This window comes from Bradyrhizobium sp. LA6.8 (genome assembly GCF_040547935.1).
Taxonomy (GTDB): Bacteria; Pseudomonadota; Alphaproteobacteria; order Rhizobiales; family Xanthobacteraceae; genus Bradyrhizobium; species Bradyrhizobium barranii.
The window spans coordinates 97,915-112,195 of the sequence record NZ_JBEPQQ010000002.1 but is presented as its reverse complement, the minus strand read 5'-3'; the positions used below and the strand labels follow the sequence as shown (position 1 = coordinate 112,195).

13 protein-coding genes are annotated in these 14,281 nt (G+C 65.7%); 5 read left to right on the top strand and 8 right to left on the bottom strand.

Features of this window, described 5'->3' with window-relative positions:
• Positions 1-160 precede the first annotated feature (160 nt).
• From ABIA90_RS07635 to ABIA90_RS07620, 4 genes are all read left to right on the top strand, one after another.
• Positions 161-985 (top strand): FkbM family methyltransferase, encoded by an 825-nt coding sequence (locus ABIA90_RS07635; RefSeq protein ID WP_354118436.1) that lies wholly within the window; start codon positions 161-163, stop codon positions 983-985.
• Between the two features lie 22 nt (positions 986-1,007).
• Complete coding sequence (locus ABIA90_RS07630) at positions 1,008-1,394, top strand: VOC family protein (protein ID WP_208083890.1); 387 nt, start codon at positions 1,008-1,010, stop codon at positions 1,392-1,394.
• 69 nt (positions 1,395-1,463) lie between these two features.
• Positions 1,464-1,706 carry a hypothetical protein gene (locus ABIA90_RS07625; RefSeq protein ID WP_166105139.1) on the top strand — a complete coding sequence of 81 codons (243 nt, stop codon included), beginning with the start codon at positions 1,464-1,466 and terminating at the stop codon, positions 1,704-1,706.
• Positions 1,707-1,892: 186 nt separating this feature from the next.
• Positions 1,893-4,040, top strand: coding sequence for an OmpA family protein (locus tag ABIA90_RS07620; protein WP_354118435.1), 2,148 nt, complete (start codon positions 1,893-1,895; stop codon positions 4,038-4,040).
• A gap of 54 nt (positions 4,041-4,094) precedes the next feature.
• Here ABIA90_RS07620 and ABIA90_RS07615 read toward each other — a convergent pair whose 3' ends face one another.
• The 8 genes from ABIA90_RS07615 to ABIA90_RS07580 form a co-directional block, all read right to left on the bottom strand.
• Entirely contained in the window at positions 4,095-5,051 is a 957-nt protein-coding gene (locus ABIA90_RS07615) for a homocysteine S-methyltransferase family protein (RefSeq protein ID WP_354118434.1), read from the bottom strand.
• A gap of 104 nt (positions 5,052-5,155) precedes the next feature.
• Entirely contained in the window at positions 5,156-6,913 is a 1,758-nt protein-coding gene (locus tag ABIA90_RS07610; RefSeq protein ID WP_354118433.1) for an alkaline phosphatase, read from the bottom strand.
• Positions 6,914-7,076: 163 nt separating this feature from the next.
• A complete protein-coding gene (gene argG, locus ABIA90_RS07605; protein WP_063980359.1) occupies positions 7,077-8,414 on the bottom strand; it encodes an argininosuccinate synthase in 1,338 nt (445 codons plus the stop codon).
• Positions 8,415-8,507: 93 nt separating this feature from the next.
• Positions 8,508-9,284 (bottom strand): phosphatase PAP2 family protein, encoded by a 777-nt coding sequence (locus ABIA90_RS07600; protein ID WP_085402964.1) that lies wholly within the window; start codon positions 9,282-9,284, stop codon positions 8,508-8,510.
• A 54-nt stretch (positions 9,285-9,338) separates the two neighbouring features.
• Positions 9,339-9,833 (bottom strand): hypothetical protein, encoded by a 495-nt coding sequence (locus tag ABIA90_RS07595; protein ID WP_354118862.1) that lies wholly within the window; start codon positions 9,831-9,833, stop codon positions 9,339-9,341.
• Between the two features lie 169 nt (positions 9,834-10,002).
• Entirely contained in the window at positions 10,003-11,205 is a 1,203-nt protein-coding gene (rlmN, locus tag ABIA90_RS07590) for a dual-specificity RNA methyltransferase RlmN (RefSeq protein ID WP_071908693.1), read from the bottom strand.
• Between the two features lie 218 nt (positions 11,206-11,423).
• Positions 11,424-12,071, bottom strand: a complete 648-nt coding sequence (locus tag ABIA90_RS07585; RefSeq protein WP_085402968.1) for an invasion associated locus B family protein — start codon at positions 12,069-12,071, stop codon at positions 11,424-11,426.
• Positions 12,072-12,176: 105 nt separating this feature from the next.
• On the bottom strand, positions 12,177-13,016 hold the full coding sequence (locus ABIA90_RS07580) for an SDR family oxidoreductase (RefSeq protein WP_354118432.1): 840 nt from the start codon (positions 13,014-13,016) through the stop codon (positions 12,177-12,179).
• A 234-nt stretch (positions 13,017-13,250) separates the two neighbouring features.
• Between ABIA90_RS07580 and ABIA90_RS07575 the strand changes: the two genes are divergently transcribed.
• A complete protein-coding gene (locus ABIA90_RS07575; RefSeq protein ID WP_014490699.1) occupies positions 13,251-14,225 on the top strand; it encodes an NADPH:quinone oxidoreductase family protein in 975 nt (324 codons plus the stop codon).
• The last annotated feature ends 56 nt before the right edge of the window (positions 14,226-14,281 follow it).

Genomic DNA, 14,281 nt, shown 5'->3' with positions numbered 1-14,281 from the left:
TTTGGCGAGGACTCGTAGTTGCCAGTCCCATGTCACAACTCCTCCCTCGGGTTATGGGTCCCGGGCTCGCTTCGCGCCCCGGGACGACAGCTGTGATGGAGCGTTGGAGTCCTCATCAAAACCGGCTATGCATGCGCCGCTTGCAACGAGGACCACCTGCTTGACGCCCGACAGTGCCCCTTCGTCCGCGCCGTTTGGCGCGTTTGCGCCGAACGCGGCGCAGGCTGCGATCATCCGCCTTGCGCAACAGTCGGGGCTGAAGCGCGGTGCGTTCCGCCCGTGGATGTCGCGGCTGGTCAACCTGATGCGCGACGGGCCGATCGATGTGCAGTACCAGGGCGCCTCGTTCCGCTTCTATCACCAGGGCAGCGCGACCGAGCGCGGTGCGCTGTTCAATCCCGACTACAATCTCGACGAGCTCGACTTCCTGCGCCGGCACACCCCGGCAGGCGGCGTGTTCGTCGACGTCGGCGCCAATGTCGGCACCTTTGCCTTGGTGATGGCGCAGCAGGTCGGCGCCAATGGCAAGGTGGTGGCGATCGAACCGCATCCGATGACGTTTGGACGGCTCTCGTTCAATCACGCCGCGTCGAAGACGACGCAGGTCCGCCTGGTGCAGGCTGCCGCCGGTGACAGCGACGGCGAGCTCATGATCGAGAGCGGCGGCGGCAATCTCGGCGCCACGCACGTCGTCACCGGCACGGCCAGCGCGGAGGCCATCAAGGTGCCGTCGCTGCGGCTGACGCGCATTCTGGACGAGGCCGGCGTCGGCCAGGTCGATTCGCTCAAGATCGACGTCGAAGGGTTTGAGGACCGCGTGCTGATCGGCTTCTTCCGCGACGCGCCGCAATCGCTGTGGCCGCGTGCGGTGGTGATCGAGCATCTGTCACAAAACGAATGGCAGCAGGATTGTATCGCTGACATGGTCGCGCGCGGCTTTGCGATCGCGCGCAAGACACGGAGCAATACGTTCCTGTCGCGCTAACCGTGAGCAAGGGAGATTTGCGATGATCGACCATTTGGGTTTTTCGGTCTCCGACTATGAGCGCGCGAAAGCGTTCTACGCCAAGGCGCTGGCACCGCTCGATTACAGCCTGATCATGGAGGTAACGGCGGAGCAGACCGGCCACGCTCCGGCCGCAGGGTTCGGCGCCAACGGCAAGCCGGACCTCTGGTTCGGTGCGGAAGGCGCGATGAACAAGCCGGTGCATATCGCGATTCTCGCGAAGGATCGCGCCACGGTCGACGCCTTCTACAAGGCGGCCATGGCGGCCGGCGGTCGCGACAACGGCGCACCCGGCATCCGCCCGCATTATCATGCGAACTATTACGGCGCGTTCGTGCTCGACCCTGACGGACACAACATCGAGGCCGTCTGCCACGCGCCGGAATAGCGCGCGTTCAAGGAACATCGGCGCGGCATCATCGTTGTCATTCTCCAGACAACTGACCTCGATGATGTGATGCCGATCGAACCGCCCGAGATTCCACCGTCGACGCCCGGCACTCCCACCGAGCCGCCGCCTGGAATTCCGCCGGGCAATCCGCAGCCTGAAATCGCGCCGCCGGTGCGCGAACCCGGCGAATCACCACGGCCCGACGAATTGCCGGGCCACGTGCCGGAAGAGATTCCATCGCGCGGACCGAACGGACCGCTCACGCCGAATCCTGCGACAGATGCAAGTTCGCTGCGCGATCACATGTGAGGCGAAGCATCACATGTGAGGCAATTGCAACCTGCGTCTGAATGCGCAATGAACGTCACCATAGTGAGGTGATTTGCGTGCAGAAATAAATCGGCCCGCGACCTCTTCGCCCGCCACATTCCGGCCTAACGCGTAGCTGTTCATCCCGACACTTCGTCAAAGAACCTTCCGGGGAAGTTCACCATCATGACCAACCTTCGTTTCGTGCTGCTTGCAACGACGGCTCTGACCGCGATGCAATTCGCAAGCTCCGCATCGCATTCGCAAAGCGCGCCGCCGCTCGTGGTCGCGCAAGCGCAGACACAACCACCAGAGACCGACAAATCGAAGCAGCCTCCGAAGGAAGCGCCGAAGGGACCGCCGCCTGGCGCACGTCCTGCCGCACCACCTCCTCCTGCAGCGGCACCGCCCGCAGCTCCTGCGCGCCCCACGGCGCCGCCGCCCGCGGCTGCACCTCCGCATCCTCCCGCTCCGCCGCCGCCGGCTGCCGCGCCGTCGCGCCCGACTCCACCACCGCCTCCTCCGCCTGCGGCACGTCCGGCACCTCCGCCTCCGCCGCCACCCCCACCGCCGGCAGCTCCCAAGCAGCCGTCGCCGCCTCCGGCTGCGGCACCCCAGCAGCATGCGCCTGCGCCAACTCCGCCGCCCCCGGCCGCTCAGCAGCACACGCCGACACCGCCTCCCGCCGCAGCTCCGCCTGCCGCACGTCCCGTTCCGACTCCGCCGGCAGCAGCAACGCCGCCCGCAGCAGCACCCACACGTCCGGCGCCGGCACCTGCGGCTACGCCGTCGCCTTCACCGGCCGCGCCTGCGGCCCGCCCTGGCGCGGCCGCACCGACCGCCACGCCTGCGCCGACGGCAACGCCGGCACCGGGCGCCACGCCCGGCGCACCGCCGACTGGACGCCCGGGCACCCCGCCGCCCGGCGGACGTCCCGGCACGCCTCCGGCTGCAGGATCACCGACACCGGCTCCCGGTGCCGCGCCCGCTCCAACGGCCACGCCGGCCCCCGGTGGCGCTCCGACGCCGCTGCCCGGCCGTCCCGGTGCAGGACCGACGCCCGCCCCCGGCACAGCTCCGGCGGCGACGCCGACCCCTGGTCAACAGGGCGGAACGCCTCCTGCTGGCGCGCCCGCAGCCGGAACTCCGGCTGCGCCGCCCCAGGCCGGCGGCCTCCCGCCGCGGCCCGCGGCGCCCGCCGGTGCCGCTGCGCCGAGCACAGTCCCGGGCTCGGCGGCCGCAACGCCGCCGCCCAACCGGGCGCAATTCGCTCCGCCGACGGTTACGCCTGCCTTCCAGGCAAGGCCGACAATCGTGGCACCGCTGCCGCCTCCGCCGCGCCCGCCCCAGCGTGACCTGACACCGCTCGCGATCGGTGCGGGCGTGGTGGCCGGCGTCGTGATCGGCGCCACCATCGCCGACCTCCACAACCAGCGACGCGAGGCCATCGAAGGCGGCCGCACCGTCTACACCGAACCGGATCGCATCATCATCCGCGATCCGGGCGGGCAGGCCTACGTCCGCGGCAACGACCTCTATCGCTTCCGCTATGGCGCCCGCGACATCCGCACCGACACCGTCGGCGGCGAGACCCGCACGGTCGTGATCCGTCCTGATGGCAGCGAGGTCATCACCGTGGTCGGTCCCGACGGTTCGCTGCTGCGGCGAATCCGCAGGGACCCCGGCGGGCGCGAGATCATCATCATCGACAACAGCTACCGCGATCCGCGGTCGGTCGGTGGCTTCTATGTCGATGTGCCGCCGCCGGTGGTCAACATGCCCTACGATCGCTACATCGTCGACGCTCAGGAAGCATCGCCGGACGTGATCTACGAGACCATGGAGGCACCGCCGGTACAGCGGATCGATCGGCGTTACACGCTCGACGAGATCCGCTACAGCCCCAATGTTCGCATGCAGATGCCGAGCATCGACGTCAACACGATCACCTTCGAGACGGGCTCGTGGACCATCCCGCCGGACCAGGCGGCCCGGCTGCAGGGGATCGCCGACGGTCTCAACCGTGCGATCCAGCGCAACCCGCGTGCGGTGTTCCTGATCGAGGGACACACCGACGCGGTCGGCAACGAGGTCGACAATCTGTCATTGTCGGATCGCCGTGCGCAGTCCGCGGCCGAATTGCTGACCCAGCAGTTCGGGGTGCCCGCCGAGAACCTGACCTCGCAGGGCTATGGCGAGCAGTATCTGAAGGAGCAGACGCAAGGACCGAGCCTGATCAACCGGCGCGTCACCGTCCGCAACATCACGCCGCTGCTCAACGGTGGCCAGGCCTCGCTGCCGCCGCCCCCGCCCGGCACCGCGCCGCCGCGCTGAGGCGAAGCACAAATGCAAAATGGCCGGGAACAATCCCGGCCATTTTTGTTTGGATCAGGCGCCCGCTGCCTGAAGGGGCACGCAGGCAGCGCAGATGGCTGCGGCATGCCTGTGATCGGTGCCACAGCAGCCGCCGAGCAGTTGCATGCGCGGGAATGCCCGCCTGAGCGCCACATAACGGCGGCCGAGATCGGCGGGATCGCCGCTGTCGAGCACCTCGGACTCATCGAGCTCGGCATGACTCTTGGCCGACGCATTGGCCCTGACGCCATGAATGCGTTCGACCCATGGCTCGCCGGCTTGGAGGGCACTCTCGAAATGGGTCGGATGAGCGCAGTTGATCAGGAAATATTCGCAAGCACGTTCCGTCGCACGATCGACGGTTTCGATCGCCTCCCGCAGGGTCTCTCCCCTGATCAGGCAACCGTCAGTTTCGACCGTGAAGGAGATGGCAACCGGGATCGCGTGCATCTTTGCAGCACGCACCACGCCGATGGCTTCATTGACGCTGTTCAGCGTGAACGCGGTGACCATGTCGGCGCCGGCCTCGGCGAAGGAAGCGATCTGGGACGAATGATAGTCCATCGCCTCCGTCGCATCCATGTTGCCGGCCTTGTAGCCGTCGCCCCGCGGACCGATCGCACCGTTGATCACACAGGGCAGGCCGGAGCTCTCCCATGTGCCGCGCAATTCCTCAAGAAAACGAATTGCCCGCATGTTGATCGCCGTCAGCGCGTCCATATCGTAGCCGAGCTTGACACCCCAATCAGGATTGGCGCGCCAGGTCGGGCTATCGAGCACGAAGCCGAGCCCATGCTGACGCGCGATCGCAAGATAGGCCTCGTAATACTGCCTCAGATGCGTGCGGCCGGCCTCGCTCTCGAGCAACACGAAGGCAGCGAAGTGAGGAAGCTCCAGACCTTTGTGAAAGATCAGGGTGGTCTCCATGCCGCCGTCGGTCAGGAAGATGCCGCCGCGGCGCTGAGGCAGATTGTCTCTGTACTTCGCCATTGGTCGCTCCGTCGCTGCGAGGCCCCACTCATTCGGTCGTTTCAACCTCCTTCCGGTCTCATGCGAGATGGTGCCGCATAATGTCGCGCGGTACGCGACTGCTCCTACTGCCCTGAGGCGAGTCCAAGCGCATCGACCATCACGCGAAACACCTCGGTGTTGTCCATCGAGCCGTGCACGCGCTCGCTGCCCGGCCCGGTCGCCGTCAGGATGACGTCCTCGCCCGAATGCACGCTGGCGCCGATCATCGCCGACAGATTGCCCGGGCGCAGCACCGCGCCGGGGACGTCCTTGTATTTGTCGTTGGCCTTGAAGGTCCCGTCGTCACCGGCCTTGACGGTCGGCTCGTTGGGATTGTCGAGCTTCGGGCGGAACGTCTCGTAGTGATCCGGCAGGCTGGCCGAGAAGATGGCGAGCCGGCGGCTCACATCGACGCGTGACGGATAGCCCTCGGCATCCGGCGCCGGATAATTGGGAAATCCAGCCTGCTCGTAGACGCCGACGCGCTCGCGCAGCGGCACATTGGGCGTGGTGCCCATGTCGTCATTCACCGTGCCGACAAGGCTGTTGGGATGATTGTGGTCCGCCAGGACCAGGATGAGGGTGTCGTCGCCGCGCGCCCGTGCCCATTCGCGCGTCTGGCGCACCGCATTGTCGAGCATGATCGTGTCGTAGACCGCCCGCTCCATGTCGAGCAGGTGCGCATATTTGTCGATCAGTCCGGATTCGACCATCAGGAAGAAGCCGGTCTCGCTCTTGGAGAGGATGTTCAGCGCCGCCTGCACCTGCTCGGTCAAATCAGGCTGCTCGGGAAATTTCTTCACGCCGCCGCCTTTGAGGAATTTGCGGTCGAGCACGCCATCCATGTTGCCGGTCGCAAACAGGCCGAGCAGCTTGCTTGTCTCCGGCTTTGCGGCAGAAGCGCCGAGCTCGCTCGCAGTCGTCGCGACCTGATAGCCTGCGTCGCGGAACTTCGCGATGTAGTCGGCCTCGTCCTTGCGCTTGGAGCCGGCCGCGGACTTTGGCAGAAAATTCGCGCTGCCGCCGCCCATCAGCACATCCGGCTTCGCCGCGAAGAACTGCTCGACGATCTCGTCATAGGCGGCGCGCCGGCGGGTGTGCGCAACCATCGCGGCCGGCGTCGCGTCTTCGATCTCGGTGTTGGTGACGACACCGATCGCCATGCCGTGCCGCCGTCTGGCGAGGCTGGTGATGGTTTCGACGCGGGGATCGTCGAACGGGCTTGCGGTCCGGTCCGCATAGACGCCCAGGGCGTTGACGGCGCTCTTGTGGCCGGTCGCATAGGCGCTGGCCGAGTTCGCGGAGTCCGTGATGATCGAGTCCGAGCCTGCGGTCGCCACCAGCGCCATGTGGGGCATGTCGTCGATCGCGAGCTTGCCGCGGCTCTTGCCTTCCGCAATCCCCTTGGACAGGATTCGCGCTGCGACCCGATGCGCTGGCGACATGCCGTCGCCGATGAACAGGATGACGTTCTTCGCCTTGCGCGGACCGGTGTCGTAAACCGTCCATGCGATGCTGCGCTGCTGCGTGCCGTCGCTCACCTCAACCGCGACGCTGCCCGGCTTGGTCAGCGTGACATCGCGCAAGATCAGCGCCGACTGGTCCTTGCCGTCCTCGCGATCGACGAACGTTCCGGCGCGGCCGAACGCGACGGCATAGTCCGCGCCGTTCACGGTCACCTTCAGCCTGGCCGGATCGACCGGCCCGGCAAACTCGACCTTGAAGTCGAACCGGGCGCCGGCCAGGATCTCGGCACGATCGATCGGATAGATCGTCTGCGCCGACAGCGACGTTGTCCAACAGAGGACGATGAGTGAGGCGAGTGCCGACCCCTTGACCATGCTCGATGCTCCGCAATCCCGTTCACAACAGGAGCGGAACCCTAGCGGTCGCGCATGACATCGTCATTAAGCGCGTAGCCCGGATGGAGCGAAGCGCAATCCGGGAATCTAGCGGCTGGACGAGAGGCCCCGGATTTCGCTTCGCTCCATCCGGGCTACAAGATCAACCCTTGTCGCTCTCGAGCTTGAAGATCTGCGAGCCTTCGCTGCCCGACAGCAGGCCGGTATCCGTGTAGAGCTTCAGCTTGGTGCGCGTGTCAGCGATGTCGAGATTGCGCATGGTGAGCTGGCCGATGCGGTCGGCCGGCGTGAATGCTGCGTCTTCGACCTTCTCCATGCTGAGCCGCTCCGGCGCATAGGTGAGGTTCGGGCTCTCGGTGTTGAGGATCGAATAGTCGTTGCCGCGGCGTAGCTCCAGCGTCACCTCGCCGGTGACGGCGCGCGCGACCCAGCGCTGCGCGGTCTCGCGCAGCATCAGGGCCTGCGAATCGAACCAGCGGCCCTGATAGAGCAGGCGGCCGAGGCGCATGCCGCTGATGCGGTACTGCTCGATGGTGTCCTCGTTGTGGATGCCGGTGACGAGGCGCTCATAGGCGATGTGCAGCAGCGCCATGCCGGGCGCCTCGTAGATGCCGCGGCTCTTCGCCTCGATGATGCGGTTCTCGATCTGGTCGCTCATGCCGAGGCCGTGGCGGCCGCCGATCGCATTTGCCTCGAGGAACAGCGCGACGGGATCGCTGAAGGTCTGGCCATTCAGCGCCGTGGGCTGGCCTTCCTCGAAACGCACGACGACCTTCTCGGCCTTGACGTTGCAGTCGTCACGCCAGAACGGCACGCCCATGATCGGGTTGACGATCTTGATGCCGCTGTCGAGGCTCTCGAGATCTTTGGCCTCATGCGTGGCGCCGAGCAGATTGCTGTCGGTCGAGTACGCCTTCTCCGCGCTCATCTTGTAGGCAAAGCCCTGCGCGGTCATGAACGCCGACATTTCGGCGCGACCGCCGAGCTCGTCGATGAACTGCTGGTCGAGCCAGGGTTTGTAGATGCGCAGGCTCGGATTGGTCAGCAGGCCGTAGCGGTAGAAGCGCTCGATGTCGTTGCCCTTGAAGGTCGAGCCGTCGCCCCAGATGTTGACGCCGTCTTCCTTCATCGCCGCGACCAGCATCGTGCCGGTGACGGCGCGCCCGAGCGGCGTGGTGTTGAAATAGGTGATGCCGCCGGTCGAGATGTGGAAGGCGCCCGACTGGATCGCGGCGATGCCCTCGTGGACGAGCTGCGTGCGGCAATCGACGAGCACCGCCTTCTCGGCGCCGAACGCCTCGGCCTTGCGCGGGATCTCGTTGTAGTCAGCTTCATCGGGCTGGCCGAGATTGGCCGTGTAGGCGTAGCAGCGCGCGCCCTTCTGCTTCATCCAGAGCAGCGCCGCGCTGGTATCGAGACCGCCCGAAAAAGCGATGCCGACTTTCTCACCCTTGGGCAGGCTTTTCAGGATCGTGGTCATGGGGCTTCCAATCGGGTCTCAAGGGGCTGATGGCGTTTGTGGGTTGACCGCGCGAATATCAAATTTCGCACGCCTCGGCACGCTTTTAATGGCTCAAATCGACGGCTCGGGGCCTGTCTTGCGGCCGAACAGGCGCTGGCGGAGCCGGTAGGCGGGCATGTTCAGCCGGGTCAGGGCGGCATCGACCGCCTCGTCCGAGAACCGGGTCCGCGGCCAGCGGTAAATCAGCGCGTAGGCGAACCAGATCACGACGAAGGTGACGAGGCCGGCGATCGAGACGTCCGTGAAGAAATGGCCGCCGAAGGCCATCCGCAGCCCGCTGGTGACCATGCCGAACACAACCGCACCGGCATAGGCGAGCGGCCGCCATGCCGGCGGCGCCAGCGCAGCCGGCGCCAGCGTCCAGAACGCGGTCGCGCCCTCGCCCGAGAAGAACGAGCAGTTGCGCGCGCAATCGCCGCGCGGATCCCACCACGGCACGAATTGCTGGTCGCCGGCAAACTCAGTCACCACCACCGGACGCGGCCGTCCCCAATAGGTCTTGAAGGTGAGATTGGTGAGGATGCCTGCCGACATGATGATGGTGACCAGCAGGAATACGATCGCGCGCCCCGATACCATCAGCGGCCGGTCGGGTCGGATCATCTTGACCACAAGCGCGACCAGCGGCGGCAGCACGAATGCCCAGGCGACCCACATGGCGGCGTCGCGCGCGACGCCCGCCCACTCATTCAGCTTGAGCGGAAACGTCTTCGTCTCGGGGTCGAAGAACAGTGCGGCGAGCTTGAGATCGAGCTCGGGATAGAGGCCGAAAACGACGCCGATCACAAGCCACAGCGCCAGGGCGATGAAGAGTCCAGTCCGGTTCATGGCGCGCGGTTTAGCGGAGTGGGGAGGAGATGAAAACCCCGGAAGCGGCGCGACTCATCGCGCATCCGGCCGCGAAGCCGACGGCAGCGGCGGAGGCGGCTTGTGCGGGGGCGGCGGATTGCGCCAGGCGCCGGCATTGCGGCCGGCAATCAGCCAGTAGACCACGCCGGAGACGATGCCCGCGCCTGTCATGATCTCCAGATGCCGCCGCACGATGCCTTCGAACTGAAGTGTATCGGAGTGGAAGGGGATGAGGCCGAGATAGCAGGCTAGGCCAACTACGCCGCCACCCACGGCATAAGCGAGCGCGCTGCGGATATAGAGCGCTTCGGTGATCGCGACGATCACCGCCGCCGGAACCAGCGCAAAGCCCGAGACGAAGATGAAGCCGAAGCCGAGCAGAATGTCGATCGCGCCCTGGTCGACCGGACCGGCGCCGAGATCGGCAAACTCCGGAAACAACAGCGCGACGACGACGATCATGCCGCCGACGAAGCAGGCGGCGAGGAAGCCGATGAAGATGACGATGAGGCGGCCGATCAGGGACATGACGGGAAAGCTCACCTCGCCGTCATTGCGAGGAGCCACCCGGTCCCGCCTTCGGCGGGCCGGATGACAGGCTCCACGACGAAGCAATCCAGACTGTCTCCGCGGAGGGAATCTGGATTGCTTCGCTGCGCTCGCAATGACGGGGATGCGAGAGCGTGGGCACGCATCCTCAATCCGTCATCGCCATGGCGCGGAGCGCCTGGCGCTCGCGGGCGCTGAGCTTTTCCGTCTCCGACTTGAGCTGGCCGCAGGCGGCGAGGATGTCGCGGCCGCGCGGGGTGCGCACCGGCGAGGAATAGCCGGCGTTGAAGATGTATTCGGAGAATTTTTCGATCTGGTCCCAGTCCGAGCATTCATAGGCGGTGCCGGGCCAGGGATTGAACGGGATCAGGTTGATCTTGGCGTGAATGCCCTTGAGCAGCTTCACCAGCAGCTTCGCATCGTCGAGCGAATCGTTGACGCCCTTGAGCATCACATATTCGAAGGTGATGCGGCGGGCATTCGATGCGCCGGGATAGTCGCGGCAGGCCTGCAATAGCTCCTTGATCGGGTATTTGCGGTTGAGCGGCACAAGCTCGTTGCGCAGCTCGTCGCGCACCGCATGCAGCGAGATCGCGAGCATGACGCCGATCTCGTCGCCCGCGCGCACGATGTTCGGCACTACGCCCGAGGTCGACAGCGTGATGCGGCGACGGGAGATGCCGATGCCTTCATTGTCGCCGACGATGAGCAGCGCGTCGCGCACCGCATCGAAATTGTAGAGCGGCTCGCCCATGCCCATCATCACGATGTTGGTGACGCGGCGCGTGCCGTCCTCGCGATCGGCCCAGTCATTGAGGCGGTCGCGCGCGACCATCACCTGTCCGACGATCTCGCCGGCGGTGAGGTTGCGCACCAGCCGCTGCGTGCCGGTGTGACAGAAGGAGCAGTTCAGCGTGCAGCCGACCTGGGAGGAGACGCAAAGCGTGCCGCGATCGGTCTCGGGAATGTAGACGCACTCGACTTCGTGGGCCCGCTCGACATTGTCGCCGCTCGGCAGCCGCAGCAGCCATTTGCGGGTGCCGTCGTTGGAGATCTGCTCGGCCACGACTTCGGGACGGTCGACGGTGAAATGCTGCGCGAGCTCGGCGCGAATGCCCTTCGAGATCGACGTCATATCGTCGAAGCTTTGGGCGCCGCGGAAATAGAGCCAGTGCCACAGCTGCTGGACGCGCATCTTGCGCTGCGCGGGCGCAACGCCGATCTCGCCGAGGCGGTCGGCAAGCTCGCTGCGCGACAGGCCGATCAGCGAGGGCCTGGCCGGCGGCACATAGGTTTCGAGCGGAGTCTTCTCCACCAGGATTGCGTTGTGCGGCTCGGTCGTCGGTTGCATTGGTTGCCTGATATCTCTCGTCATGCCCGGGCTTGTCCCGGGCATCCACGTTCTGTTCCGCCCGTTGCTAGCGCGTGGATGGCCGGGACATCTGGTGCGAAGACGCGCTTCGCGCTTTAGCCCGGCCATGACGGCTACACCTTTGGGATACCCTTATATAGCAACCGGAACCGCCGATTGCGACCGTGATACCGCCCTCAGGCTTAACGCCGGCAGTCCTACCGCCTGCAATCCTGGGCGATCCGGTCGAGCGCCTGAGCGAGACCCTTCAGCGAAAACGTATCGGTCGTCTCCGTTCCCTTGGCCGAGACGCCCTTGACCACGAGATCGGCGGATTTGCGCATGGCTTCGACCATCCGCTCTTCCTCGGCCGCGTTCTTGATCCAGAGGCCGTCGCCCTGCGTGTACATCGCGAAAGCGGCGCCGCCGACCTCGACCGAGGATTCCGAGCCCGGCTTCAGCGCATAGCCGATCATGACAGAGACTTCGTTGTTCACCTTTTCCGCCGGCCGGGTCGAAACGAAGGCATAGGCGGGATCGCGCGGGCGGTTCGGCGGGTTGGTCTTCGACGACGACGGCTTGGCCAGCGCGAAGCAGACCTTCTTGCCGTTGGGTGTGGCCGAATAGGCGCCCCAGGTGCCGAACTGGCCGATCAGGGTCGGCTCCGCGCCGCCCGCAACCGCCGTGGCTGGAGCCACCGGCTTGCTCTCGGGCTTTGCTGCGGTCTTGGGAGCTGTATTGGCCGCCGGTGCAGCCGCCTTTGGCGCGGCTTTGGGCGCCGGTTGCGCCGTCTGCGCCCGCGCGGAATCGGTGATTCCCACGGCCATAACGCCCGTCATCAAGGCTAAAATCAGCACCCGCCACATGCTGGAGTGGTTCCCTCAATATTGTGACTGGAAGATGGCCCGGCCGCGCTTTGTCCCCCGGCAGGGATAACCGGGAAAGTCCAATTTGGGAAGACAGTTAGCGGCTCAGCCTTTGGATCGCGCAGCCCGCTGCTCGGCCCATTGCGCATCGGTCCAGCGCAACAAATCCTCGGCGCCGGAACTGCGCAAATGCGCGCCGCCGTCGATCACGACCATCTCGCCATTGATATAGCCGGCACGGTCCGAGACCAGGAAGCTGGCGAGGTCGGCGAGCTCACTGTGTTCGCCGGTACGCCCCATCGGGTTCCGGGCGGTCCAGCCTTCGTCGCGGCCCTCGGGACGGAGCTGCCCCGAGGCGCCTGCGGTCGGGAACGGGCCCGGGGCGATCGCGACGGTGCGGATGCCCTTCGGGCCCCACTCGACCGCGAGACTCCTGGTCATCGCCAGCACCGCCGACTTCGCCATCGCCGAGGGAACCGTGAAGGCGCGGCCGGTGATAGTCGAGGTCGAGAGGATCGACAGCACGACACCGCCATGCTTGCCGTCGATCCAGCGCTTGCCGGCGGCGAGCGTGCAATACATCGCACCATGCAGCGTCGGCGCGAGGATCGCGTCCGCGGCGCGAAACGACAGATGCTCGCTCTGCGCGATGAAGGTTGCGGCAGCGTTGTTGACGAGAATGTCGAGCGGCGCCTCGCGCCAGATCGCGTCCATCATGCTGTCGACGGCCGCGCCGTCGCGAATATCGCAAGCCATCGTCGTGACCTTGCCGCCGGTCTGCGCGCGCATCTCGCTCGCCGTTGCTTCCAGCCGGTCGAGCTTGCGACCACAGATCACGAGCTCGGCGCCGAGCGCGAGAAAGCGGTGTCCCATCGCGGCGCCGAGGCCGGAGCCGCCGCCGGTGACGAGGATGCGCTTGTCCCTGAGCAGACCTGTTTCAAACATCGTTTGAATCCTCTTTTTCTTCTTGTTTCGTCATTGCGAGCGCAGCGAAGCAATCCAGACTATTTCCGCAGGACGGATTCTGGATTGCTTCGCTGCGCTCGCAATGACGCGAGGATAGGCCTGCGCATCCTCTTGCGCAAAGAAACCGGATTGTCGGACCGCACTAAATCCGGCAGAAACGGACCAACTATAATTCCGCCTCGAAACGCCCAGTATTCTCAAGAAGGTGCCGCCATGAAAGCCATCCTCTGCTCGCAATATTGCCAGCCCGATGATCTCGTGCTTGCCGACGTGCCGGATCCGGTGGCAGGTCCCGGCGAAGCGGTGATCGCGATCAAGGCGGCGGCGCTGAACTTCTTCGACATCCTGATGATTCAGGGCAAGTACCAGATCAAGCCGCCGTTCCCGTTCTCGCCGGCGGCCGAAGTCGCCGGCGTGATCGAGAGCATCGGTCCCGGCGTGACCGATCTGAAGGTCGGCGATCGCGTCGTTGCCTCTTGCGGCCACAACGGGGCGCGCGAAAAGATCGCGCTGCCGGCGGCATCGATCGTGAAGATTCCCGACAATCTCGACTATGACCGCGCAGCCGGCATCATCATCATCTACGGCACCGCGCTGCATGCGCTGGAAGACCGCGCGAGCCCGAAGCCGGGCGAGACGCTCGCGGTGCTGGGCGCAGCCGGCGGCACCGGCTTGGCTGCCTGCGAGCTCGGCAAGCTGATGGGCCTGAAGGTGATCGCCTGCGCCTCGTCGGACGAGAAGCTCGAATTCGCGAAAGCGCATGGCGCCGAGCTGACGCTCAACTACGGCAAGGAAGATCTGAAAGAAGGCCTGCGAAAACTCACCGGCGGCAAGGGCGTCGACATCATCTTCGATCCGGTTGGTGGCGCCTATGCCGAGCAGGCACTGCGCTCGATCGCCTGGGAAGGCCGCTTCCTGGTGATCGGTTTTGCCGCCGGCGACATTCCGAAGATGCCGCTGAACCTCGCGCTACTGAAGGGCTGCGACATCCGCGGCGTGTTCTGGGGTGCATGGACCCGGCTCAACCCGGCCAAGAACCGCGCCAATCTCGAGAAGCTCGTGAAGTGGACCGCGGAAGGAAAGATTTCCTCGCATGTCGACCGCACCTTCCCGCTGGCACAAACCGCCGACGCACTGAAGGTTCTGGCGGGACGCCAGGCCATGGGCAAGGTGATCCTGCATCCGTGATGGTGTGAGCCGCAGCGCTTGCCTGCCACACGCACTCGCCACATATGCGACCGTCG